The sequence below is a fragment of the Limosilactobacillus reuteri genome, from assembly GCF_020785355.1.
Taxonomy (GTDB): Bacteria; Bacillota; Bacilli; order Lactobacillales; family Lactobacillaceae; genus Limosilactobacillus; species Limosilactobacillus reuteri_I.
Genome location: NZ_JAJGVH010000078.1, coordinates 1 through 25877 on the forward strand (window position 1 = coordinate 1; position 25877 = coordinate 25877).

21 protein-coding genes are annotated in these 25877 nt (G+C 40.5%); 1 reads left to right on the forward strand and 20 read right to left on the reverse strand.

Annotation, left to right across the window (positions count from 1 at the left end; translation table 11 throughout):
- Positions 1 to 479 precede the first annotated feature (479 nt).
- The 19 genes from tyrS to LMB56_RS07715 all read right to left on the reverse strand — a co-directional run bounded on the left by tyrS (position 480) and on the right by LMB56_RS07715 (position 22684).
- Positions 480 to 1730: a tyrosine--tRNA ligase gene (gene tyrS, locus LMB56_RS07625; protein ID WP_229272652.1), complete on the reverse strand. Its 1251-nt coding sequence runs from the start codon at positions 1728 to 1730 to the stop codon at positions 480 to 482.
- Between the two features lie 351 nt (positions 1731 to 2081).
- The gene (locus LMB56_RS07630) at positions 2082 to 3131 is read right to left on the reverse strand and encodes an MFS transporter (RefSeq protein ID WP_229283521.1); all 1050 of its coding nucleotides are present in this window, start codon (positions 3129 to 3131) and stop codon (positions 2082 to 2084) included.
- A gap of 167 nt (positions 3132 to 3298) precedes the next feature.
- The gene (locus LMB56_RS07635) at positions 3299 to 3985 is read right to left on the reverse strand and encodes a 2,3-diphosphoglycerate-dependent phosphoglycerate mutase (protein ID WP_003665449.1); all 687 of its coding nucleotides are present in this window, start codon (positions 3983 to 3985) and stop codon (positions 3299 to 3301) included.
- Between the two features lie 95 nt (positions 3986 to 4080).
- The gene (purD, locus tag LMB56_RS07640) at positions 4081 to 5340 is read right to left on the reverse strand and encodes a phosphoribosylamine--glycine ligase (RefSeq protein WP_229283522.1); all 1260 of its coding nucleotides are present in this window, start codon (positions 5338 to 5340) and stop codon (positions 4081 to 4083) included.
- 15 nt (positions 5341 to 5355) lie between these two features.
- Positions 5356 to 6894 carry a bifunctional phosphoribosylaminoimidazolecarboxamide formyltransferase/IMP cyclohydrolase gene (gene purH / locus LMB56_RS07645; RefSeq protein WP_229283523.1) on the reverse strand — a complete coding sequence of 513 codons (1539 nt, stop codon included), beginning with the start codon at positions 6892 to 6894 and terminating at the stop codon, positions 5356 to 5358.
- 3 nt (positions 6895 to 6897) lie between these two features.
- Entirely contained in the window at positions 6898 to 7470 is a 573-nt protein-coding gene (gene purN / locus LMB56_RS07650) for a phosphoribosylglycinamide formyltransferase (RefSeq protein ID WP_003675889.1), read from the reverse strand.
- Positions 7471 to 7479: 9 nt separating this feature from the next.
- Positions 7480 to 8517: a phosphoribosylformylglycinamidine cyclo-ligase gene (gene purM / locus LMB56_RS07655; RefSeq protein ID WP_229283524.1), complete on the reverse strand. Its 1038-nt coding sequence runs from the start codon at positions 8515 to 8517 to the stop codon at positions 7480 to 7482.
- Positions 8518 to 8521: 4 nt separating this feature from the next.
- Positions 8522 to 9976 carry an amidophosphoribosyltransferase gene (purF, locus tag LMB56_RS07660; RefSeq protein WP_229283525.1) on the reverse strand — a complete coding sequence of 485 codons (1455 nt, stop codon included), beginning with the start codon at positions 9974 to 9976 and terminating at the stop codon, positions 8522 to 8524.
- Positions 9952 to 12180: a phosphoribosylformylglycinamidine synthase subunit PurL gene (gene purL, locus LMB56_RS07665; RefSeq protein ID WP_229283526.1), complete on the reverse strand. Its 2229-nt coding sequence runs from the start codon at positions 12178 to 12180 to the stop codon at positions 9952 to 9954. Before purL ends, purF begins: the two co-directional genes overlap by 25 nt.
- Positions 12181 to 12183: 3 nt before the next feature.
- A complete protein-coding gene (purQ, locus tag LMB56_RS07670) occupies positions 12184 to 12864 on the reverse strand; it encodes a phosphoribosylformylglycinamidine synthase subunit PurQ (protein WP_229283527.1) in 681 nt (226 codons plus the stop codon).
- The gene (purS, locus tag LMB56_RS07675) at positions 12865 to 13113 is read right to left on the reverse strand and encodes a phosphoribosylformylglycinamidine synthase subunit PurS (RefSeq protein WP_229283528.1); all 249 of its coding nucleotides are present in this window, start codon (positions 13111 to 13113) and stop codon (positions 12865 to 12867) included.
- Positions 13114 to 13833, reverse strand: coding sequence for a phosphoribosylaminoimidazolesuccinocarboxamide synthase (gene purC, locus LMB56_RS07680; protein ID WP_229283529.1), 720 nt, complete (start codon positions 13831 to 13833; stop codon positions 13114 to 13116).
- Positions 13834 to 14056: 223 nt separating this feature from the next.
- Positions 14057 to 15352: an adenylosuccinate lyase gene (gene purB / locus LMB56_RS07685; RefSeq protein WP_229283530.1), complete on the reverse strand. Its 1296-nt coding sequence runs from the start codon at positions 15350 to 15352 to the stop codon at positions 14057 to 14059.
- Positions 15353 to 15423: 71 nt separating this feature from the next.
- Positions 15424 to 16578, reverse strand: coding sequence for a 5-(carboxyamino)imidazole ribonucleotide synthase (purK, locus tag LMB56_RS07690; RefSeq protein WP_229283531.1), 1155 nt, complete (start codon positions 16576 to 16578; stop codon positions 15424 to 15426).
- Complete coding sequence (gene purE / locus LMB56_RS07695; RefSeq protein ID WP_003665424.1) at positions 16541 to 17026, reverse strand: 5-(carboxyamino)imidazole ribonucleotide mutase; 486 nt, start codon at positions 17024 to 17026, stop codon at positions 16541 to 16543. The genes purK and purE overlap by 38 nt, the downstream gene beginning before the upstream one ends.
- Positions 17027 to 17211: 185 nt before the next feature.
- A complete protein-coding gene (budA, locus tag LMB56_RS07700) occupies positions 17212 to 17928 on the reverse strand; it encodes an acetolactate decarboxylase (protein ID WP_229283532.1) in 717 nt (238 codons plus the stop codon).
- A 16-nt stretch (positions 17929 to 17944) separates the two neighbouring features.
- Positions 17945 to 19624, reverse strand: a complete 1680-nt coding sequence (gene alsS / locus LMB56_RS07705) for an acetolactate synthase AlsS (protein WP_229283533.1) — start codon at positions 19622 to 19624, stop codon at positions 17945 to 17947.
- Positions 19625 to 19817: 193 nt separating this feature from the next.
- The gene (locus LMB56_RS07710; RefSeq protein ID WP_065533554.1) at positions 19818 to 21479 is read right to left on the reverse strand and encodes a formate--tetrahydrofolate ligase; all 1662 of its coding nucleotides are present in this window, start codon (positions 21477 to 21479) and stop codon (positions 19818 to 19820) included.
- A gap of 170 nt (positions 21480 to 21649) precedes the next feature.
- Positions 21650 to 22684 carry an AI-2E family transporter gene (locus LMB56_RS07715; RefSeq protein ID WP_035156187.1) on the reverse strand — a complete coding sequence of 345 codons (1035 nt, stop codon included), beginning with the start codon at positions 22682 to 22684 and terminating at the stop codon, positions 21650 to 21652.
- 170 nt (positions 22685 to 22854) lie between these two features.
- Here LMB56_RS07715 and LMB56_RS07720 point away from each other — a divergent pair, with 170 nt between their 5' ends.
- The gene (locus tag LMB56_RS07720; RefSeq protein WP_035156189.1) at positions 22855 to 24030 is read left to right on the forward strand and encodes an SAM-dependent methyltransferase; all 1176 of its coding nucleotides are present in this window, start codon (positions 22855 to 22857) and stop codon (positions 24028 to 24030) included.
- Between the two features lie 265 nt (positions 24031 to 24295).
- Here LMB56_RS07720 and LMB56_RS07725 read toward each other — a convergent pair whose 3' ends face one another.
- The gene (locus LMB56_RS07725) at positions 24296 to 25525 is read right to left on the reverse strand and encodes an IS110 family RNA-guided transposase (RefSeq protein WP_229282092.1); all 1230 of its coding nucleotides are present in this window, start codon (positions 25523 to 25525) and stop codon (positions 24296 to 24298) included.
- Positions 25526 to 25877: the final 352 nt, after the last annotated feature.

The window sequence follows — 25877 nt, forward strand, 5'->3', positions numbered from 1 at the left end:
CAAATGTTTTGCTTCAAATCACATCGTGATTGAAGACCCTACACATTTGATTCGTCGAAACTTTGTTCAGTTTTCAAAGGTCTACCTGTTGGCTAATCAAGCAGTCAACCAACATATTTATTATAACATGTATCGGATCAGCTTGTCAAGAAGAAATTTTAATTATTTTTGAATTTCTTTTGATCGATAACTCAATCAGCAACTTTATTAATATATCATGTTGCCAAGGCGATGTCAACAATTATTTTTAACTTTTTTGTTAAACCATCTCAACAGCACTTAGCTGTTTTGACAACGATAACTACTATACATGGATTTCATCCTTTCGTCAACACCTTTTTCCAACTTTTTTAATTTATTTTTTAAACCTGAACTTTTTTATTATTTGAAATAAAAAGATTTGTTTTTTTATATCTAAAAATAAAAAATACGCCCTTAAATTATCTTTTAAGAACGTATTTGCTAACAATTGGTCTAGTTTATTTTACGCGAGCTAAATAATAGTGCTTCTTACCCTTTCGAACAATCACAAACTTACCTTCAAAATGTGCTTGGGGATCAATCTCGGCGTCAACATCATCAACTTTTTCCCCATTAATTCTGATAGCCCCACTTGATACATCTTGCCGAGCTTGGCGACGTGAAGGTTCAATACCATTATCAGTTAGCCAAATAACAATATTTTCTTTCTTGTTTTCTACATCTACTGAAGGCATATTCTTAAAGCCTTGTTCAATTTCTGCAACAGAAAGGTCAGCAACATCCCCAGAGAACAATGCTTTACTAATCCGTTCTGCTTCTTCAACTGCTTCTTGGCCATGAACAAATTTAGTTACTTCTTGGGCTAAGCGACGTTGAGCTTCTCGCTTCCATGGTTCCTTCTCAACTTTTTCTGCCAAGTCATCAATTTCTTCCTTTGATAAGAAAGTGAAGTACTTCAAGTATTTAATAACGTCACGGTCATCTTGGTTAATCCAGAATTGATAAAATTCATATGGAGAGGTCTTTTCTGGGTCAAGCCAAATTGCACCACCCGCAGTCTTTCCAAATTTAGTTCCATCAGCTTTGAGCATTAATGGAATAGTAAGTCCGTAAACCTTAGCATCTGGTCCTTCAACCTTATGAATCAAATCAATTCCGGCAGTGATGTTTCCCCACTGATCGGAGCCACCAATTTGTAATTGCACATCGTTGTGACGATAAAGATGAAGGAAATCGACTGATTGAAGAATTTGGTAAGTGAACTCAGTAAATGAAATACCAGCATCTAACCGACTTGCTACTACTTCCTTATTTAACATGGTGTTGATATTAAATAGTTTACCGTAGTCACGAAGGAAGTCTAATAAACTGATCTTTGATAACCATTCATAGTTGTTTACAATCGTGAAATTTTCAGTCCCAAACAACTTCTTCATTTGAGCAGTTAATGCTTCTTCGTTGTGGTGAACTTGATCCATTGTTTGAAGCTGCCGTTCTGACTTTCGACCGGATGGATCACCAATTGCACCAGTTCCTCCCCCAATAATAATTACTGGGTGGTGGCCAGCTAATTGGAATCGTTTCAAAATCATAAATGGAATTAAGTGTCCAATATGAAGACTATCCCCGGTTGGGTCAGTTCCACAGTAAAGAGCAATTTTATCTTCTGATGTTAATTTGCGTAGGCCTTCTTCGTCTGTAACTTGGTTAATAGCACCACGCCATTCTAGTTCATTAAGAATATCCATGTTTACCTCCATAAGTTTCTCGGATACAAAAAATCCCCAACTTCAAATAATGAAGTCAGGGACGATTTACCGCGTTACCACCTTGATTGCAGCTAGATAGCTACCACTCTAGTCGATAACGAGACGATCCGTTCAAATACTGAAAGACTCCGTAAGTGTAATTCGTACAACGGTATTGGCAAAGTTTACAGTTACCACTCGCTTCCTAAATGTCCAACCGCTTACTACTAAGATTACTTCTTCATCTTTGGTTATTGCCGTCATTGTACATGGAATTAACGATTACTGTCAAGAAGTATTTAAAATACAAAAAGCTGAAGAGTTTTCGTTACCCTCCAGCTTTTCGCTTCACTATTCATCTTTTTTTGCTTCGTGTTTCTTTTCATCATCACGCTTAACAGTTGGTGATGGTTGTTCTTTTGGTTGTTTTTCTACATATACTTCATGAACATAAGCTTCACCGGTTAATTCAGCTACTGGCTTAAAAGTATCCTTGAAGAGCACATCCATTTCCATTCCTGCTCGAGCCTTGTTGTAGTACAACGCAAGGATCGCATATACCACTGGAAGGTAGCAGGAAATACCAACAATCACTAAGACGATTCCGATATAAGTAAGGACATAAGTTGCCGTGTAAACACCGTAAAATGCCAATCCACCAAAAATTAAGGTCCAGATAAACATTGGAAGGAATTCTAAGACAAACTGAATCGCAAAGTAGTTCCACTTTCGGCCAGTCATGAACCGCCGACTAGCAGTTAAGGCATAACGCATTGATTGACCAAGGAATTGTGGTTGTTTTTCACGATAAAGGAAGTATGACTGTGAATATTCGATACTCTTCCACAATACAACAATATCGTTAAGAATTCGAATTGCCCACCCAGTATAAACAGCAGCAACGCCTGATAAACGTGGCAAGAGCAATGCATTAACAATGTTGAGTGGTAAACTCCATAAGAAAGTGAACAATCCAATATAAAGCACGATCCGCCATACTTGATTCTTTCGCAAGTGCTTATAGTGCATCCAGATTGAGCCAGCACTAACTGGTTGTTCTGGATGAGCCATCTTATCTTGGTATGTATATTGAGTAGCAACGCCAAAGAAAGTATAGAAGAAAGCTAACGCAGCAATAATTGCGACAATTCCTACAATTTCTAATAATGAGAACAAGATCGCAACTGGGGAAGCCATTCCGTACATTACCATCATCATTGTCATACTCAATGAGGCAGCAATATTTGAATTAAGGAGTGCTAAGATCGCTACTAAAGCAATAAAAATAATTGATACCCCTGCAACTGGCCACATTGCCTTTAAATAGTTGGGCTTTACCAGTTCTTTCAATGAAGGAAAAAATTCCTTCATTGGGAGTGTTCGTTGTTTTTCCATTTTCATTTAAATTCTCTCCACCTTATTAGATTCTGATGTTAATCATACCACAACTCACTATAAGCTCAATTTATTCGCCAATATCTTCAATATTTTTTCAAAAAAGGCTACAAAAAAGAGGCGTTAGAAATTTAACTTTCCTGCCTCTCCAAATTTAATATCGTAAATTTATTTTAGTACTTTTCCTTGCTTAATACGTTAAGCTTGTCATCGAAGTCGTAAACAACTGGTTGACCAGTAGCCATTTCAAGGTTCATGATATCTTCATCAGAAATATTTTCGATGTACTTGCTCAATGCACGAAGAGAGTTACCGTGGGCAGCGATGATAACGTTCTTGTTGTCCAAAAGCTTTGGCGCAATTTCATCTTGCCATAATGGAATAACACGTTCCAAAGTAACCTTTAAGTTTTCACCACCAGGAATAGCACGTGGGTCTAAGTTAGCGTAACGACGATCCTTTGCAGCAGAACCTTCATCGTCAGCACTTAGCAATGGAGGTAATACATCGTATGAACGACGCCAAATGTGAACTTGTTCGTCACCGTACTTTTCAGCGGCCTTTTGCTTGTTGTGGCCTTGAAGTGCACCATAGTGACGTTCGTTTAAACGCCAAGTCTTGTATTCAGGGATCCATAATTGGTCACATTCTTCAAGAGCATAGTGCAAAGTCTTGATAGCACGCTTCAAAACAGAAGTGTATGCGTAGTCAAATTCAATGCCGTGTTCCTTAAGGGCTTTACCAGCATTCTTTGCTTGTTCAACACCCTTTTCACTTAAATCAACATCAACCCAACCAGTAAATTGGTTAGATAAGTTCCATTCACTTTGACCGTGACGAATTAATACTAATTTAGCCATGTTCAATTGACCTCTTTCTTCTTAAAATCGCTATAAACAGCATTACCATATTATTTTAATCCATTCCCCTGCAAATGCCAATAGTGATGAAGAAATTATTGTAGTCCAGCTTTTGCACCAATATCATGACGATAAAAACATTCAGGTTCATCAAGCTGGCGCAAGTAGTCATAAACGTGATCGCGGGCTTTTTGAAGAGAATCATCTTTCCCAATCACCATTAGTAAACGTCCACCTGCACCTCTTAAGTCATTAATCGTCCCAGCAACATTTGCGTAATCAATAGTGACATTAGGATCAACTGGAAATGTTCCCAGCTTTTGTCCATGGATTGGCTTAGTTGGATATCCTTTTGATGCCAAGACAACGCCAAAACAAGCATCTTCATTTTCTTCAACTTCTGGTAATGGTCGATCATTAATTGCTGCATCTACAAGTTCGAACAAGTCGGTTTTCATGCGGGGCAAAATCACCTGGGTCTCTGGATCACCTAGACGAACATTATATTCAATTACTTTTGGACCATCATCAGTCAAAATAAGGCCAATATATAAAATCCCATGGTAGTGATACTCGCCAGCCACCAAACCATCAACTGTTGGCTTAAGTACTTCATCAATCATCCGTTGACGAACAGCTGAGGAAAGTTGTGGCAAGGGACTATAAGCCCCCATCCCCCCAGTATTAGGACCTTTATCGTCATCGAATGCTCGTTTGTGGTCTTGAGCCATGGGCAAAATTCGATAGTGACCATTACTAATCAAAACAAACATTGAATACTCAGGACCTGATAAACATTCTTCAATCACAAGGCGCGCCTGACCATTGACAAACATTTCTTTGATTGTCTTAGTTGCTTCTGCACGATCTTTTGCAATGACAACCCCTTTTCCTCCTGCTAAACCATTTTCTTTAATTACTACTGGAAAGCCAAATTGCCCAACGTTATTAATCGCTGCTGTTTGATCCCGATATGTCGCATGGCGGGCAGTGGGAACGTGATAATTATTCATAAAATTAAGGGCATAGTCTTTCGAGCCTTCTAATTGGGCAGCCCGCGCATCAGGACCAAAAACCTTTAATCCAGCGGCCTTAAATTCATCAACAATCCCATCAACCAAACAATCCTCAGGGCCCACGAATGTCCACGCAACATTATGTTCTTTAGCAAATTGAATCAGCTTAGCAAAGTCAGTTTCCGCAATTGCAATGGAAACTACTCCTACAGTCGACATCCCCACGTTTCCTGGCGCACAATAAACCTGCTTAACACGGGGACTTTCTTGTAATTTTTTCGCCACGGCAAATTCACGACCGCCTTCACCTACAACTAATACGTTGACCTGCTTTTCCATGATACCCTCCTAGCTTTAATGGCGGAAATGACGAATGCCTGTTGCGACCATTGCAATTCCGTACTTATTTGCCATCTCAATTGATTCTTGATCGCGAATTGATCCTCCTGGCTGAACAATCGCCTTAATGCCATTTTGACCCGCATATTCAACACAATCACCAAATGGGAAGAAAGCATCCGATGCCATCACTGTCCGATCATCAATCGCCTCGCCAGCATGTTTTACGGCAATTTTCAATGAATCAATTCGGTTAGGTTGACCTTCTCCGACCCCTAATGTCCGCTCATCATTTGCTAAGACAATCGCATTTGATTTGGCATGCTTAACTGCTTTCCAGGCAAACATTAATGTCTTAAGCTGTTTCTCTGTTGGTTGCTTTTCAGTAACACATTGCCAGTCGTGGTAATCTTCCTTAAGCGTGTCTTGTTCTTGCAACAACATTCCACCCATCACTGAAACAACTTCATGTTTAGTTGGTTCATCCTTCTTACTGAAGTCCAAACTCAACAAACGAATATTTTTCTTCTTTGCCAATAACTCAAATGCATCATCGTCAAAGCCGGGTGCAATGACAATTTCTAGAAAGATTTTGTGCATTTTCTCGGCGGTAGCTAAATCAACTTGCCGATTAAGAGCAATCACTCCCCCAAAGATGGAAACAGGGTCAGCTTCATAGGCACGATCCCAAGCTTGAACCAAACTATCCCCTCGGCCAATGCCACATGGGTTCATATGTTTCATCGCTACAACTGTTGGTTCATCAAATTCACGAATGCACCGTAATGCTTCATCAGCATCTTTAATATTATTGTAGGAAAGCTTCTTACCATGTAATTGTTTAGCCTGTAAAACTGAAAAAGCCTTAGGAAGCGCGTCTTCATATAACCAAGCCTTTTGGTGACTATTTTCACCATAACGCATTGTTTCTTTTAAATCCCAGCTTAAAGTTAATTTTTCTGGATCTTCAAGCCCTGTCTGTTTTGTAAGGTATTGAGAGATAAGGGAATCATAGGCTGCCGTATGACGAAAGGCTTTCGCTGCTAAGCATGCTCGAGTTGCTAATGATGTTTCACCATCTTCTTTGATCTGGGCTAAGACTTCATCGTAATCGGCTTGGTCCACCACGATTGTTACATCATGATAGTTTTTAGCAGCTGAGCGGACCATGCTAGGACCACCAATATCAATATTTTCAATTGCATCGGCTAATTCCACTCCCGGCTTTTCGATCGTCTCTTTAAATGGATAAAGATTAACACAGACTAAATCGATTGGCGTAATATTAAGTTTTTCGAGGGTCGCCATGTGTTCTGGTAAGTCCCGGCGAGCCAATAGTCCCCCATGGACGTATGGGTTAAGAGTCTTTACGCGGCCATCAAGAATTTCTGGAAAATGAGTAACATCCTCAATCCCAATCGTTTCAACTCCCGCTTTATCTAAAACCCGCTTTGTCCCACCAGTCGAAATAATTTCAAAACCATTTTCAACTAACCCTTTAACGAATGGAACCAGGTTTTGCTTATCAGAAACGCTTACTAATGCTCTTTTCATAATTTAATGTTGCTCCTTTTCTAATGCCTGCTTTAATGCTTCAGGATATAATCGGTGCTCAGTTTCATGAACCCGTGCTTCTAAGGTTTCAATAGTATCAGTTGGTAAAATTGGGACGTGTTCCTGGGCGATAATGGGGCCGGAATCGAGTCCCGCATCAATATAGTGTACGGTGACACCTGTCTGTGCTTGTTGATCAGCAAATGCCCGTTCAATCGAATGTAGTCCCGGATATTCTGGCAACCATGCTGGATGAAGGTTAATAATTCGGTGAGCATAATGATCCAAAATAGTGGGCCCAATTACTCGTAAATAACCAGCAAGGGCAATAAAGTCAATTTGATACTTTTTCAACACTCCCAATAATTTTTCCTCGTATTCCTGTTTTCCCCCACAAGATTTGACCGTAAAGCTTTCTGCCGGGATCCCCAGTCGGGCAGCTCTTTTCATTACCGGAGCATCTGGATGATTACAGAATAATAATGCTAATTCACCAGGAAGATCATTATTTTTGAAGTGCTGTGCTAAGACTTCAAAATTCGTTCCGTTTCCTGATGCTAAAATTGCGACTCTCATTTACAACCCTCACTTGATAACAATCTTTTTTGTATCTGGTAAACAATGACGAAGATAACCAATTTGATAACTTGTCATGTTTTTATTTGATAGTATCTCTTGAACTTGCGCTACTTGTTCTGGTGCCACTGCTAAGACCATTCCTATTCCCATATTAAATGCTTCGAAACAATCCTCCTTAGTAAGGCCTCCTAGCACCCGCAAATAGTCAAAGACCGGAAGCTGTGGCCACCGACTAGAATCAATCACCGCTTGCAAGTTATCTCCCAACATCCGGGGAACATTTTCAATCAATCCTCCACCAGTAATATGGCTAATCCCATGAACCAATTTGCGATGGACTAATGGCAAGACCGCTTGAACATAAATCCTAGTAGGAGTCAGGATCGTTTCTCCTACTGTCTTTCCTCTCAATGCTTCTGGGCGATCAGTTAATTTGACGTGATTATCCTTAAATAAGATCTGCCGGACAAGGGAAAAGCCATTGGAATGCAAGCCGCTTGATGGGAGGCCAAGTAAAATATCACCTTTTTGCGGTCCAGCAGCGGTAAGAAGTTCTTCTTTTTCTGCTATCCCTGTTACTGTTCCTGCCAGGTCATACTCATTGTCTGCATACATATCTGGCATTTCTGCTGTTTCTCCACCAATTAAAGCGGCTCCAGCTTCTCGGCAACCGGTCGCTACTCCGCTAACAATCGCTGCCATCTTAGCCGGATCATTATGGCCGGTCGCAATGTAGTCGAGAAATGTTATTGGTTCCGCTCCCTGCGCCAGGACATCATTAACGCACATTGCGACAACATCGATCCCGATTGTATCGTGATTATTCATTTGTTGAGCAATTAAGAGTTTCGTTCCCACACCATCAGTGCCAGAGACAAGGACCGGATGCCGTACCTGTAATTTTTCTAAGTCAAACATCCCCCCAAAGCTGCCAATTCCTCCAATCACACCTGGGCGATCAGTTGATTTGACTGCATCTTTAATACGGTGAACAAGTTCGTACCCGGCATTTACATCTACCCCTGCATCTTGATAACGACTCATCCTCTTACCCCTTTCTTGCTAATCGTTCTTGTTCGCTTAACGACTTTAAGTACCCTTCTTCATAATCATAAAGTGGTGTTGGGTACTTCCCATCAAAATAAGCCACGGTAAGTCCACCATTAGGAGCATCTCCTGCATCTGGTACGTTAATTGCTTTGATTAGACTATCAATACTCAAAAAATTAAGAGAATCTGCACCAATTAACTGCCGCATTTCTTCAATGGGGTAATGAGCAGCTATCAGTTCTGAACGCGTTGATACGTCAATCCCATAGAAACATGGAAACTTAAATGGTGGTGAGGAAATAAGCATATGAACTTCTTTGGCCCCAGCTCTTTTTAGCATTTGGACAATCTGCTTAGAAGTTGTTCCGCGCACAATCGAATCGTCGACTACTACCACTCTTTTTCCTTTTACAACTCCGCGGACAGCTGATAATTTCATCTGAACGCCTAACTCCCGTAACTCTTGAGTTGGTTGAATAAACGTCCGCGCAACGTATTGGCTCTTTATTAACCCCATTTCATATGGAAGGCCGCTTTCTTCAGCATACCCACTAGCAGCAGATAACGATGAGTTAGGTACCCCAATTACTATATCAGCATCAACTGGGTGTTCCTTTGCTAAGAACTTTCCCATTCGTTTACGCGCATTGTGTACCGTTACCCCATGAATAATAGAATCAGGACGGGCAAAATAGATATACTCCATTGAGCAAATCGCCAGTTGGGTTTTGGTAGTGTAATGGTCAATATGTAACCCATCTTTATCAATAATTATTAATTCTCCTGGCAAAACATCACGCACAAATTGAGCATTAATAATATCTAAAGCACAAGTCTCACTAGCAACAACATAAGCACCATTTTCTAACCTTCCAATACATAAAGGACGAATCCCATTAGGATCTAAAGCCGCAATCAACCGATCTTTTTGCAGTAATAGGTAGGCAAATCCACCATGGACAAGGTTGAGGCTTTTCTTCAAAGCAGGAATAAAACCTTCATTAATATATTTCCGGATAAGGTGAATTAAAATTTCCGTATCAGAATCTGACTGGAAAACCGCCCCTTCATTTTCCAATTCACGACGAAGGGTAATAGCATTAGTTAAATTACCATTATGGGCGAGGGCAACAGCACCATCATGAAAGTGAAAAAGGAAGGGTTGAACATTAGCAATCGAATTATGTCCACTTGTCCCATAACGAACATGGCCAATCGCAGCGTTTCCTTTTAATCGTTTAAGCTCAGCCGGATCAGCAAACACTTTCGCCAACAATCCCCGGTCACGGTGCTGATAAAGTTCCGTCCCATCAGTTGAGACAATGCCGGCTCCTTCTTGGCCGCGATGTTGAAGAGTATGCAGTCCGTAATAGGTTAATTGACTAGCGTTCGCCGCATCAAAAACCCCAAAGACCCCACATTCTTCATTTAATCCTTTGATTTCAGTTGGCACGGAATTGCCTCCTCCCATGTTTTTTGTAATTGTGCAACACTTTCATTGAGTTCACCATTTGCCAGTTTAACCATTAACCAGTGGCTATTTGTAACTTCTCCAATTAGGTGTGCATCTTTTCCTAATACCTTTTCGAATTCGGTTGCCTTTTCAGGAGCAACCGTCACGATAAATCTTCCAGGAGTCTCACTAAAAAGGCGAGCTGCAGGCTGATCAGCAAGGTCAACTTTCAACCCTAAATCAGTTTTGAAGACCGTTTCTGCTAAAGCTACTCCGAGGCCACCTTCACTCAAATCATGTGCACTGGAAACAAGGCCGTTCTCCATCGTCGTCAGTAACCGTTGCATATATTGATGAACATGGTGAAGGTCAAATGACTTAACAATTCCGCTAATATCGCCGGTCATCATTTTTTGCAACTCAGACCCCGCATAATCATCACGAGTTTGGCCCACTAGATAAACCTTATCTCCCGGGTGTTGGACAAACGAAGGAATTACGCGATCAATATTTTTAATTAGACCAACCATTCCAACCATCGGCGTCGGATGAATTGCTTGCCCATTGTTTTCGTTATATAAAGAAACATTCCCAGAAATAACCGGGGTATTAAATTCACGGCAAGCATCAGCCATCCCTTGGACAGATTGATGAAGTTCCCAGAAAATTTCTGGATCAGTTGGGTCACCATAATTTAAGCAGTCAGTAATTGCTAACGGTTCGGCTCCACTGGCAATTATGTTGGCAGCCGCTTCAACTAAGGCAATTTGCCCACCAACTTCTGGACTAAGGTAAACAAACCGACCGTTCCCATCAGTTGTCATCGCTAACCCTTTATGTGTTCCACGAATCCGCAGAACCCCAGCATCACTCCCGGGACCGGTCACTGTGTTTGTCCGTACTTGGGAATCATATTGCTGATAAAGACTACTTTTATCCGCAATCGTTGACTGAGCAAGCAAGGCAGTTAAAACTTCAGCAACGTTATCAACATCTGGAATCCACGTTGATTGCTGTTCGGCTAATTCAATCCGCGCAGGCTTTTTTTCTAGGCTTTCTTCTTCTAGTACGTCATCAGTTAAACTCGACACTGGGATATGACATACTTCTTCACCATCATGAAAGAGAACATAATCATGACCCGCAGTAATCCGGCCAATTGTGACCGCTTCAAGATCGTAAAAATCAAAAATCTTTTTGACATCTTCTTCATGGCCTTTTTTTACGCAAAGAAGCATTCGTTCTTGGGATTCACTAAGCATAATTTCATAAGCCGACATCCCGGGTTCACGTTGCGGAACAAGATCCAAATTTAGCTCCATTCCACTTTTACCTTCGGAAGCCATTTCCGCACTTGAAGAAACAATTCCCGCTGCCCCCATATCTTGAATTCCTACTAACCAGTCAGGATGATTTCTAATAAGATCAAGGCAAGCTTCTAATAAGAGTTTTTCCATAAAAGGATTACCAACTTGAACTGCCGAACGTTGCGTCATATTTTCATCATTAAAGTCTGCTGAAGCAAAGGTGGCGCCATGAATTCCATCACGGCCGGTTTTAGCGCCGACATACATCACTGCATTTCCAATTCCGGCAGCGCGACCCTGCTGGATATCTTTCTGGTCCATTAAGCCGACACTCATCGCATTACACAGAATATTGCCCTGGTAGCATGGATCAAATGTTGTTTCACCCGCAATTGTAGGAATTCCCATACAATTACCGTAATCACCAATTCCCCGAACGGTATTAGTTACTTTCATTCGCGTTGTCGAATTATCTAATTCACCGAAATGGAGGGAATCAAGGGAAGCGATTGGTCGTGCCCCCATGCTGAAAATGTCCCGTAGAATCCCACCGACACCGGTTGCTGCTCCTTGATAAGGTTCAACAGTTGTCGGATGATTGTGACTTTCAGCTTTGAATACCACCGCTTGTCCATCATCAATATCAACAACCCCTGCTCCTTCTCCGGGACCTTGCAATACTCGCTCATTTTTATTAGGGAAGAGACGCAGAACCGGCTTTGACTTTTTATATGAACAGTGCTCACTCCACATCGCAGAAAATAAGCCGGTTTCAGTATAATTTGGTAATCGTCCCAAGAGTTGGGTACGAATGTAATCATATTCTGCTTCAGTCAAGCTCCAATCTAAGTATGGTTTCTTTTCTTTAATCTCTTCTGGGGTCATTGCTTGCTTCATTAACTATGCCTCCACTTTAATTCTGCCGTTTTCTAACAAGGACTCAAATAACCGTAAGCCATCCATACTGCCAAGAATGGTTTCTACTGCTCGTTCAGGATGGGGCATCATGCCTAAGACATTTCCCTGCTTATTGGTAATTCCAGCAATGTTATGCAAACTACCATTTGGATTTTCAGTCGCGTAACGAAAGACAACTTGATTATTTGCTTCAAGTTCATCTAGTGTTTTTTCATCCGCATAATAACTACCATCGGCATGCGCAATTGGTAATGCGATTCGTTCGTGATCCTGGTAATGACTAGTAAAAAGAGTTTGCGAGTTCACTACTTCTAAAGGAACAGTTTTACAAACAAAATGTTGGTTATCATTGCGTTTAAGTCCGCCAGGCAAAAGACCTGCTTCTGTCAAAATTTGAAATCCGTTACACGTTCCAAAAACTGGTTTCCCCTCATTGGCCATTTTGATTATTGCAGGCATGATATTGGTAAACCGGGCAATTGCGCCAGCTCGTAGATAATCACCATAGGAAAAGCCTCCTGGTAACATCACAGCATCAAAACCGGCTAAACTTTTTTGCCGGTGAGAAACATATTCCACATCTGCATGGCAAACGGAATGAAGGGCTTCATATAAATCCACATCGCAATTGGATCCTGGGAAAACAACCACCGCAATTTTCATCTAGGCTTCCTCCATAACTTGGTATGTATAAGTTTCCATATTGAAATTAACAAGGAGCTGATCAGCAATTTCTTTTACTGCTACCGCTACCCCACCCTCATTGGTATCCAAGGTAACGTCAAAGAATTTTCCAACTTTAACGGCAGTTACTTCATCATGACCTAGGGAATGGATCGCATCCTTAATTGTTTCCCCCTGCGGATCAAAGACCGATTGCTTATAAGTCACGAAAATCCGAACATTAACCATTTATGCTTCCTCCTTAATTACTGCTTCTAACCGTTCCAATACCTCATCATATGTTTGGGTTAAATCAGCAAGTTTACGCCGATATACATCTTTATCCATATGTTGCTTAGTTGTCAAATCCCATAACCGACAGTTATCTGGCGAAAATTCATCTGCAAGGATAATCTTGCCATCATTCAAACGGCCAAATTCGAGTTTGAAGTCAACCAACCGTAAATTAGCTTGGGCAAATAATGGGTTAAGTAAGTTATTGACCTTCCGACAGATCCCCCACATTTGCGCAAGCTCCTCTTTGCTGGCAATCTCAAGAGCAATCGTTGCGGATTCATTGATAAAGGGATCATCAAGTTCATCGCTTTTATAGAACATTTCCTCAACTGGTGAAGGAAGCTTTTCCCCTTCTGAAAGTCCATACCGACTCGCAAAATGACCAGCAATTACATTCCGCGTTACAAATTCAAGCGGGAACATCTCGCATTTTTTTACAAGGTCTTCGTTAGTTGATAGTTTCTTAATAAAGTGGGTTTCAATTCCCTGCTTCATTAAGTAATCAAAAACGAGCGAAGAAATAGCATTCGCAGCCTCACCCTTGCCGGTAAAGTGATCCTTCTTTTTTCCGTTGAGGGCGGTAGCTTGGTCCAGATAAACTACCCGTAAAACTGCTGGATCCTCTGTTTGCCACATCTGTTTTGCCTTGCCGGTATACAATAACTTCTCCATTTAGGGAACTTCCTTTCAGTAAAACACGAACTTTTATTTTGATATCCGAAAATTAATTCGATATTTCATGACAACAATATACTCTTTCCTCCTCCCCCTTGTCAACACAAATTACGATATTTATATGATCTTTCACTTAAATTGTTCGTGTTTTACCAAATGAAGCATAACAAAAAGGCTAGACAAACTTTTTTGTTCGTCTAGCCCCTTAAACTAACTTAAATTAGTCTAATCCCAATCGTTTATAAATGTCATCAACATGACGGAGGTGCCAGTGGTAATCAAAGGCATCGTCAAGATCTTCTTTAGTTAATTGCTTTTGAATTGTTGGGTCATCTTCCAATAATGGACGGAACGGAATCTGTTCTGCCCAGCACTTAGCGGTATATGGTTGAATCAAATCATAAGCTGCTTCCCGAGTCATCCCACTGTTAACCAACTTCAAAAGAACCCGACCACTGTAAATTAAGCCCAATGTCTTATCCATATTCTTCTTCATTGTTTCAGGGAATACATCGAGATTCTTTAAAATTCGACCCAAACGCCGCAACATGTAATCAAGTAATGAAGTTGCATCTGGTAAAATCATTCGCTCTGCACTGGAATGAGAAATATCCCGTTCATGCCAAAGTGAAACATCTTCATAAGCAGGTACCATAAAGCCACGAAGCATCCGCGCACAGCCAGTAATATTTTCTGAGCCAATTGGATTACGTTTATGTGGCATAGCAGAAGATCCTTTTTGTCCCTTGGCAAAGTGTTCTTCGACTTCATGGATTTCTGTCCGTTGCAGAGAGCGAATCTCGGTTGCCATTTCTTCCATACTTGTTCCAATAAGCGCAATGGTAGCAATATATTCAGCATGCAAATCTCGAGGAAGAACTTGTGTAGAGACTTCTTGAGGACGTAAGCCAAGTTTTTTGCAGACATATTCCTCAACAAATGGATCAATTTCCGCAAAAGTTCCTACTGCACCAGAAATTTTGCCCGCTTCAACACCCTTAGCAGCATGTTCAAAACGTTCCTTATTACGCTTCATTTCTGAATACCAACGAGCAGCTTTCAAGCCAAAAGTTGTTGGCTCAGCATGGATACCATGTGTCCGTCCCATACAAACTGTGTACTTATACTTTTCAGCCAATTCTTTAAGAACATCCATAAAGTTATCAATATCTTGACGAAGGATATCGTTCGCCTTTTTCAGACGCAAGCCTTGTGCAGTATCAACTACATCTGTACTCGTCATTCCATAGTGAACCCACTTTCGTTCAGGCCCCAATGATTTAGAAACATCTCGGGTAAAAGCAATCACATCATGATGGGTCACTGCTTCAATCTCTGCAATTCCTTCTACAGAAAACTTGGCATTCTTTTTAATCTTTTCCACATCTTCTGCAGGAATATGCCCAAGCTTACTCCACGCTTCATCAGCAGCAATCTCAACATCTAACCAACATTGGTATTGTGTTTCTAAGCTCCAAATCTTTTTCATCTCTGGACTGGTATAACGATCAATCATCAGTTAAAAATCCTCTCTATTTTTTCTAAATGTATTATCGCACAGGAAAAGCGGTTACGTAAAGCCGAACTTTATGCACTCCAAATTCCTGTATTGTCAATTTCTGCTAAAGTAGCTTCAATATCATCAGTCAAGATTGTAACGTGGCCCATTTTCCGGTTATGACGAACTTCTGCTTTCCCATAATCATGAAAATGCCAATTTGCCTTTTTCTGAATCTGGTGTCGGACTCCATCAACATGCTGGCCTAAAACATTTACCATTACCACCGGCTTTAATAACTCTACTTGCGGGAGTGGCCAGTTACAAATTGCTCGGTTATGGATGGCGAACTGGGAGAAGTTACAAGCCTCAATTGAATAATGACCGGAATTGTGCGGGCGAGGAGCAAGCTCATTAATATAAATCTCTCCATCATCTGTTACAAACATTTCAACCCCTAAAATTCCTCGCAAATTAATCGCTTGGGCAATCTGCACCGCTATTTTTTGCGCCTTTTGTTGTAATTCAGAAGAGATCCTTGCTGGGACAATGCTTAAATGTAGAATTTCATCATGGTGAATATTTTCTGAAACAGGAAAAGCCGTTATTTCTCCATCTTCATTACGTCCGACCATCACTGAACATTCGCGGCTAAAAGGAACCCATCCCTCTAAGATACAGTCGCCAGTGGCTAAAATAGGGGCACACTTATCAAGATCGTCCTTAGTACGTAACACTTCTTGCCCGTGTCCGTCATACCCCCCTTCACTGGTTTTCAAAACTGACGGGTAACCAATTTTCTTTACCGCATCTTTTAATTCAGCAGAAGTATGCACTGCCATGAATGGAGCTGTTTTTACCCCTGCCTGACGCAAGAAGTCCTTTTCTCGCAAACGATTTTTGGTCGTGTAAAGCAAATTAGTTCCTTGGGGAAGATAAACGCGATCCTGTACATCTTCCAAAGCGTTTAAATCAACATTTTCAAATTCGTAGGTTAATACATCCGCTTTATCAGCCAACTTTTCAATCGCTTTAGTATCGGCATAAGGAGCAACAATTTGTTCATCAGCAACCTGCCCCGCTGGACAATTTGGTGTCGGATCTAAAATAATAACCTTCATCCCCGTCTGTTTGGCATCCAATGCCATCATCTGTCCCAATTGGCCACCACCAATAATGCCAATCGTTGAGCCTTGTGGAATAAATTTATTCAAGATACTGCCCGCTTTCTTTTGCTTGATCATGCATTGCCTGTCGATACTCGATGATTTGTTGTTGGATATGCTTATCTGTGATCCCCAGAATTTGCAATGCTAATAACGCAGCGTTTTTAGCGCCTGCTTTCCCAATCGCAGTAGTTGCCACCGGAATTCCCGCCGGCATTTGAACAATTGATAAAAGCGAGTCCATGCCACCAAGAGCTTTTGTCTGTCCTGGGATCCCAATTACTGGCAGGGGGGTATTGGCCGCAATCATTCCAGGGAGATGGGCTGCACCTCCGGCACATGCAATAATCACTTTAACTCCATTATCAACCGCATTTTGTGCAAACGCGAACATTTCGTTTGGCATCCGATGAGCAGAAATCACATTCTTTTCATATGAAACACCAAATTCATCTAAAATATCACAAGTTTCTTTAACAGTTGGCCAGTCTGATTTACTGCCCATCACAACACTAATATCACTCATAACAATGCCTCCTCAAATCTGCTTTAAGGATAGCAAATCATTTTCCGTAATTCAACACAAATTCGAACTTTAAATTAAATAAACAACAAATAGTTCGTATTTAATAAATGAAAAAGAAAGGGAGTAGGACTGAACTCACTTGCGAGTTTTCAGTCCCACCCCCGAAGAATGGATGGTTAAGCGTTCTATTCAGCATTACCCTCCGATTTAGCAATTCCATCACGTAAAGTTGCCATATCAACTGTACTCTCCCGAAATTCTTTGTTATGAATTGGCAGATGTTGTTCTAGGTTATCAAAAATTTCAAAACTACCTGTTAATTTAGGAGCATCAAAGTCCAAGAGATGTCCAGCAAATTGCCGATCATCGCTAATAAAATGAAGGTGCCAGCCCGCTGCCGTAATCGTGCCAAAAATTTCTGGTGCATAATAACCGATAATGGTCCCAGAAATATTTTCAGCCGTAAACTCAGGTTGATGTTGAGCGACATCGAGCAACGTCGGGTATGGTTTTTCTTGCTTCGGAGCAATCCGAATTTTAACGTGCTCAAACTCACCGCTTAATTGTAAGAATGCAAAAACATTAGCAAGCTTATGTTCTTTAACAAAATCATTATTAAGTTTAGCAAAGTTTACATTTCTTAATGTTATATCCTGTTGCTCAGTAGGAAAATGGACTGAGGCGAATGGCATTGTAGCATCCATATCTGTAATATGATTGACCTGACCACTTGAAACGGCCTGGTACACTTCATTATTCAGGATAACAACCTCACCGTCTAAGCCAGTAAAAGTCCCGATTCCCATCGAACCATGTTTTAGCAAATCACCGACAGTAATTGTGCCATCAAAATTTCCTGCCATCAACGCAGCTAACGTTCCGTGTTCATATAATGTTGTCATAATCTTTGTTCCCCTCTTAGCCAAGTTGTGAATCAATCAGGTTGGCAGCTAATTCTTTATTATTACTGTAATCAACTGGAACATCTACCACAACCGGACCATCAATATTAAAGGCTTGACTGAGTACCTTAGTAAGATCAGCCGGCTTATTTACCCGCAGTCCAGTTGCACCAAAACTCTCAGCATACTTAACAATATCAACATTTCCAAACTTAACACCAGCTGCTTGCGGGTATTTCATCTCTTCTTGGAACTTAACCATGTCGTAATGGCCGCCATCATTCCATACAATCGTTACAACATTAAGATGGTGTTGAACGGCTGTCGCTAATTCCGCTCCTGAGAAGAGGAAGCCTCCATCCCCGCAAACTGCCACTGATTTATGTTCAGGATAAAGCATCGCTGCAACCATCGCCCATGGCAAGCCAACTCCCAGCGTTTGCATCCCGTTACTGATTAACAGGTGTCGTGGTTGATAGCAACGGAAATGCCGAGCCATCCAAATATAGTGGGAACCCACATCTAAAGCAACGTGCATATCATCAGTAACATTTTCTTGAATTGCATGCACAACCGCTAACGGATGACTAGCATCATCGCTTGCTGGTACTTGAATCTTTTTATCTTGGTCAAGTTCTTGCTTATACTTAGCGAGTTGCTCAGTCGCTGCAACAGGATATTCATACCCCTTTAGCAACTTATCAAGTTCCGTTAAACTGGTAGCAATATTCCCAACGAGTTGCATGATTGGCGTATAGTGGTTATCAATTTGAGCTGGCAAGGTATCAAGGTTTACTATGCGCAGATTCCCCTCCTTATTCCAGTTTCGTGGTTCATATTCAATCGGATCATAACCAACAGCAATAACAAGATCGCTTTGTTGAAGGAGTTGATCCCCAACTTGATTGCGGAAAAGGCCAATCCGTCCAAAGTATGACTGTTGTTCTAAGTCACGTGATACCACTCCAGCTGCTTGATATGTTTCGACAACCGGCAACGAATAATCACTTAATAATTTGCGAAGAGCGGTTGTAATTTCTTCATCCGCACCCCGTTGACCGACTAAGATAACCGGCATTTTACTATTTTTAATTAGTTCGACTAGTTTTTGTAAGTCATTTGGATCAGCAGGACCCATCTTAGGTGTTTCATAAATTGGCAATGGCTTTTCGGTTACTTCAGCATCATCAACGTCTTGTGGAAGACTAACGAAGGCTGCTCCCTTACGTGCATCTTGACTTGCTTCAAACGCATTGGCCATAATCTCTGAAATATTATTAGGGTCTTGAATTTCAGCGCTATATTGCGTAATTGGCGCCATAATTTCAGTTGAAGGCGTGCTTTGGTGGGTTGCACGGTGAAGGTCCTTCCGTTGTACTTGGCCCCCAATCGCTAACATTGGATCTCCTTCTGCGTTAGCGGTCATGATTCCGGTTGCTAAATTACCAACCCCTGGACCAGAAGTAGCGATTGCGACCCCTGTTTTTCCGGTTAAGCGACCATAAGCTTGGGCCATAAATGCCGCATTTTGCTCATGCCGGGTAACAATTAACTTAGGTGCATCTTCACTGTCTTGACCATCTAGTCCCTCAAACAAACGATCAATCTTTGCTCCAGGAATCCCAAAGACGAGATTAATCCCGTGCTTTTTCAAACTATCAATAACAACATCGGCACCATATAGTTTCTTTTCCATTAGCCATTCACCTCTACCTAGTTAAACTTATAAAACAATATATCTCTACTGTAGCCCTTATTTTACAATTTCACAAGAAAACGAGTAAGTTCACATAGCAGTATATCAATGATTCCAGCCCGCCAGTCCCAAAAAGTTTGTGAAAAAAACATCGATGTACGTTATTGCACAATCGATGTTTCATGTTAGTTATTTAGAATAATCCGGTAATTTTACCATCATCGTCAATCGTCATGTTTACAGCAGCTGGTTCTTTAGGAAGACCTGGCATTGTCATCATATTACCAGCTAAAGCCACCACAAAGCCGGCACCGATCTTTGGTACCAATTCCCGAATATGGAAAGTAAAGTCAGTTGGGGCACCGAGTTGTTTTTGGTCATCTGTAAATGAGTACTGGGTCTTAGCAATACATACTGGCAAATCATTCCATCCATACTTAGCAAATCGCTTCAATTGATTTTGTGCTTTACGGCTAAATGATACTTCTTTAGCACCATAAATCTGCTTAGCAATCTTCTCTAACTTAGTTTGAAGGTCATCAACTTGAACGTCATAGATATGAGTAAATTCACTTGGACTATCAGCAAGTTCGACTACTTTATTAGCCAAATCATGGGTGCCTTTACCGCCCTTAGCCCAAGCATCAGTCAAAATTGCTTCAACATTTTGCTTAGCACAGTCATCCTTAATCATTTGAATTTCTTTATCAGTATCACTGACAAAATGATTGATTGCAACTACGATTGGTAACCCATATAATTGCATGTTCTTAATGTGACGATTAAGGTTTGCCATTCCTTTTTTCAGCGCATCAAGATTTTCTTCATTTAAGTCTGCGAGCTTGGCCCCACCATTGTATTCTAGCGCTCGGACAGTAGCTACGATGACAATTGCATCAGGATGCTTACCAAGAACACGTTGCTTAATATCAAGGAACTTTTCTCCACCAAGGTCAGCCCCAAAACCAGCCTCCGTTACAGTATAGTCAGAAAGGTTAAGGGCAGTTTGCGTCGCCAGAACACTATTACATCCATGCGCAATGTTAGCAAATGGTCCCCCGTGTACAATTGTTGGCGTATGGTCTAAAGTTTGAACAAGGTTAGGCTTTAATGCGTCTTTCAAGATAATTGTAATTGCATCCTGAAAATTAAGTTGACCAACTGTAACCGGTTCTTTATCGTATGTATATCCTACTACAATTCGACTAATCCGTTCTTTCAAGTCATGAAGGCTAGTTGAAAGGCATAAAATTGCCATCAACTCGGAAGCAGCTGTAATGTCAAAGCCCGTTTCACGTGGAACACCAGCCATTGGACCCCCAAGACCGGTAACTACATTCCGGAGCGCGCGATCGTTAACGTCTTCTACCCGTTTCCAGATAATTCGCCGCGGATCAAGGTTCATTGCATTATCACGCATAATATAGTTATCAATTAAAGCGGCCAAAGTATTATTAGCACTTGTAAGAGCATGCAAGTCACCAGTAAAGTTCAGATTAATATCTTCCATTGGAACAACCTGACTATATCCACCACCGGTTGCACCACCTTTTATCCCAAAAACAGGACCCATCGATGGCTCACGCATTGCAATCGTTGTCTGATAGTTTAATTGATTTAATGCATCCCCTAAGCCGATTAGGACAGTCGACTTTCCTTCACCAGCAGGCGTCGGATTGATGGATGTAACTAAAATCAGTTTATGTTTTTTATCAGGTAATGGCTTTACATTTAAATCAATTTTAGCTTTGTACTTACCATATTGTTCGATTTCGTCTTCTGAAAGTCCGAGTTTCTCGGCAATTTCTGTAATTGGTTCCAGGGTCGCTTGGTCTGCAATCTCAATGTCTGTCATGAATATCAGCTTCCTTTCTTTAGGCCTATCTTAATTTCATTATACACTAACTCAAGACTTTTTCAGCTATTTTGCAAAATAAGTTCGATTTTCATTAACTTTATTCAACCAACCAACACAGATTGTTCGGATAAAGAAAGGGCAAAAAAATAAAATTCCGCTATGGAACTTTATTTTTTACTTACTTCTTTTTTTGCACCACGAATGGGTTTTACGCCTAATACATCAAGTAAGAAGGTAAAGATTGGTACCCCCACAATCAATCCCCATGTACCAAAGAGATGTTCACCAATCAGCAATACAATAAAAGTATAAAAGATTGGCAGATCTGTCCGGCTAGCCATAAACTTAGGATTTAAGACGTAGGCCTCCAAAGTATGGATGATGATAATCATGATGATAATGTAAACCACATCGCGAATTCCACCGACTGAGTAACCAACCATTGCCAATGGGATTGTTGAAATAATTACTCCAGCAACCGGAACCAAACTAAAGATAAATACAATCAACGATAGGGCGAAAATCTGTGGCATCCGCATAAATAATAGGCCAATCGTGGTAATCACCGTATTGCAAATAGCAATAAAGAATTGGGCCTCCAATACAACCCCGAAAGTATTGACAAATTTCTTGCCAAAATAATCAATATCCTGGAAAAACCAGCCAAAATCACTATCTAAAAAGCTATGAGAAAATTCATTCATCTGTTTTAATTCAAGCGTATAGAAAAAGCTCAAGATTAAAGACATTACAAATGAAACAGTGATTGCACCAATACTTGTCAAAGTGCTAACTGCGATTGTTATCCCATGTCGAACCTGACTCATAATAGTAGCGGTACTTACGTAATGGCTGACATAACGATATATCATCGTCGCTTGATGCGTACTATAGAAATGAACTACCGAATTAACCATTTTAACAACTTGCCGAGACAAAACTGGTAAATAGCGTGTCACTCCTAAATACAATAGAACAATTAACAACACATAGGTAACGATTACAATTAAACTTGTCGACATTCGTGGTAACCACCGCTGGACGAGTCTTACCCAACTAACAACAAGGTAAGTAAGAATAAACGTAAATAAAATTAAATTCATCATTGATCTCATTAACCAGAGTACGACAATGATTAATAATAAGACGGTGAATCGCCGTAGTTTTACATTCTCAATAAAATGCTTCCAGGCATTCGTCATTCAATCATCTCCCTATTTTTCTTACTAATTAGCATAGTAGCAAGCTTTCATTTTTTCAGCAATTAGTTTATCGCTTTCTTATGAAATGTTTTTTATAAATTGTCTTGAAACACTTTTATTTTAAGGGTGTTATAATGAATATTATTATTGCAGAAAGAAGGATACGTTTCATGTTAGAAAAGACGTTCTATAAGTCACTACTAAAGCACTCGTTTAACATTCCAGTAAAAATCGTGTTTTGGGATGGATCAAGTGTTATCTATGGTGATGGAACTCCTGAGGTAACTATCACCTTCAACGAAAAAATTCCAATGCGTGATATTACCAAGAACGCCTCAATTGCACTTGGGGAAGCCTACATGGATAAGAAGATCGAGATCCAGGGTAGCATTCAAGAATTAATCGAATCAGCATATGAAAGTGCCGATAGTTTTATGCGGAGTTCTAAGTTCCGCAAATTTTTGCCTAAACAAGGCCACTCAGAAAAAGAAAGTGAAAATGATGTTCAAAGTCATTATGATGTGGGGAACGACTTCTACAAGTTATGGCTTGATGATACGCTAACTTACTCATGTGCTTACTTTACTGACGGCAACCACGATGATCTTACTAAGGCCCAAGTTGACAAGGTTCATCACATCTTAAAGAAGCTTGATCCAAAGCCTGGCAAAACATTGCTTGATATTGGATGTGGTTGGGGAACATTAATGCTAACCGCCGCAAAAGAATACGGCTTAAAAGTTACCGGGGTTACTCTAAGTGAAGAACAATATCGCCTTGTTAAGGAACGGATTGAAAAAGAAGGTTTGCAAGACGTTGCCGAAGTTAAACTAGTTGATTATCGTGAACTTGGTGACCAAAAGTGGGATTACATTACATCGGTCGGAATGTTTGAACACGTCGGAAAAGAAAATCTAGGCCTTTACTTTAAAGACATCCAAGGTTATCTTACCGATGATGGTGTTGCTTTGATTCACGGGATTACTCGTCAACAAGGCGGCGCATATAACGGGTGGATTAACAAGTATATCTTCCCTGGTGGTTATGTACCTGGTCTTGAAGAAATGATTGGTCACATTGAAGAAAATCATATGCAAATCGCTGACATCGAAATGCTTCGTCGTCACTATCAACGCACCCTCGAAATTTGGGATATGAACTTTAATGAACATCGTGCCCAAATTCTTGATATGATGGGCGAACGTTTTACACGGATGTGGGATTTATACCTTCAAGCATGTGCTGCATCCTTTGAATCTGGAAACATTGATGTTATTCAATACTTGATAACTAAGGGTCCTTCAGGTAAAAACTTACCAATGACTCGGGATTACATGACAAAATAAAAAACAAATGGGTCTCCAACGTTCGGCTTAACCGGGTGATGGAGGCCCTTATTATATCGTTCGTCATTATAAATGTATTCCCTTTCATTTTCGATTACGTTAAAATATAGACATAATTACCTATGAAGTCATGTGGTAATAAGTCAAGATAAAATTATCACTGACAAACTTGTTTTGACCAGATTTTTGACGCACTTAAATAAGCCTTGATCCCAAGGTGTTTTAAAAGCTAAGCGTCGAGAATCAGTTTATCTTCCTATACCAATTACCTCTTTTCCTGATAGATTTGATGATTTTTGAGTAGGAAGAAAATCACCCTAATAAGTTTACGTGCGGTAAGGACGAGAGCGCGTTTTGATGGGGTATGCTTTACTTCTTGATATTTACGCCGATAATATTCACCAAAAACTGGATCTTGGATTCTAACTCTGTTGGCAGCTTCAACCAAATAGTATCTAAGATAAGCATTACCAGTTCTCTTGAGCGGAGTATTATCACTAGCGTAAGCTCCGGACTGCTTTTCTCGCCAGGAAAGCCCAGCATATTTAGCCAATTTAGCTTCATTATCAAATCGTTCGATTTGACCAATTTCAGCTAAAATACCAGCAGCGTATACTGGTCCAATTCCGGGAATGGAGCGCAAAATCTGTTCTTCATCAGTTACTTGAACTACTTTCTCAATTGCTTTGTCGAGGTCTTTAATCATCTTCTGAAAAGCTTTAATTTCCTCGGCATAAACGGAGAGAACTGTATCAACTGAATTAGCAATTACTTTGTCTAAACGATAAGAAGCACGAACTGCCTTTTGAATTATTTTCGCCAAGGCTTCAGGGTTCGCGAAGCGACCCCGGCCGTGTTCATTCAGATAATCGGCTAAATCAGTAATCGAAAGATTAAGTAAGTCATCAGTAGTCATATCTTCAGTTAGCAGACTCATCATCGTTGAACCAAAGATAGAAGTATTCAGTTCATCAGAAATTACTAATTTATTGAGCTTGTAGTATAGGTTCTCAATAAAGTGTTGCTTAGCCCGAGCTAAGCTTTGAACAAGCTCATATCGGGAACGCGTTAAGCGTTGCAGGGCAATGTAGTTCTCTTGACGAACAATCCCTACTGAATAGCGTCCAACACGTAGGAAGTCAGCAATGTAAAAAGCGTCGATTTGATCATTTTTATCTTCAGCGAAGACATCATGATAGCGCTTAGTTTTCTTAGGATCGATAACCACGGATTGTGTATTGAACTTTTTAAGGTCCGAGTCTTCTTGGAAAAACATTGCTGGGTGAAAGCTGTAAATGGAAGTGGCTTCCATGCCAATCACAACTTGGTCGAGATGATTTGAATTCGCCGTATCGATAATCATGTTTTTTAATTCTGTTGCGCCTTTCAAATCATTAACAAAGTTACCATGGAAAACAACTTCAGTTGTTTCTTCAGAAATCATTGAAGTTACTAAATCTTTTGAGCTAACGTCAATACCGACAAAAAGTTTCATTGGAATGGCCTCCTTTCATTAAAATTTACTGGTCTTAATCTGATCACTGCATGATAGCCCCTAATTACAATCACTAAAAACATCCTCGCAAGTATCAGTATTCATTGGTTAGAGAGTTAAAGCTGCACCTAATCCTACTCTGAATTAGTAAACTATCTAATCGATACAGCATGTGAGTTCGAAAATCAGTAGATTGGCTGGGCGGCAGACTTCATAAGTAGTTAAAAACTACAGGAGGTATTAACCTATACCAGTTGACCAAAGCCAATGATAATTAGAGGTTATCATGCGGTGACCAGAAAACAAGTTGTAATGTAGCAAAATCCGTAAGGATATATTTATAGAATACGAG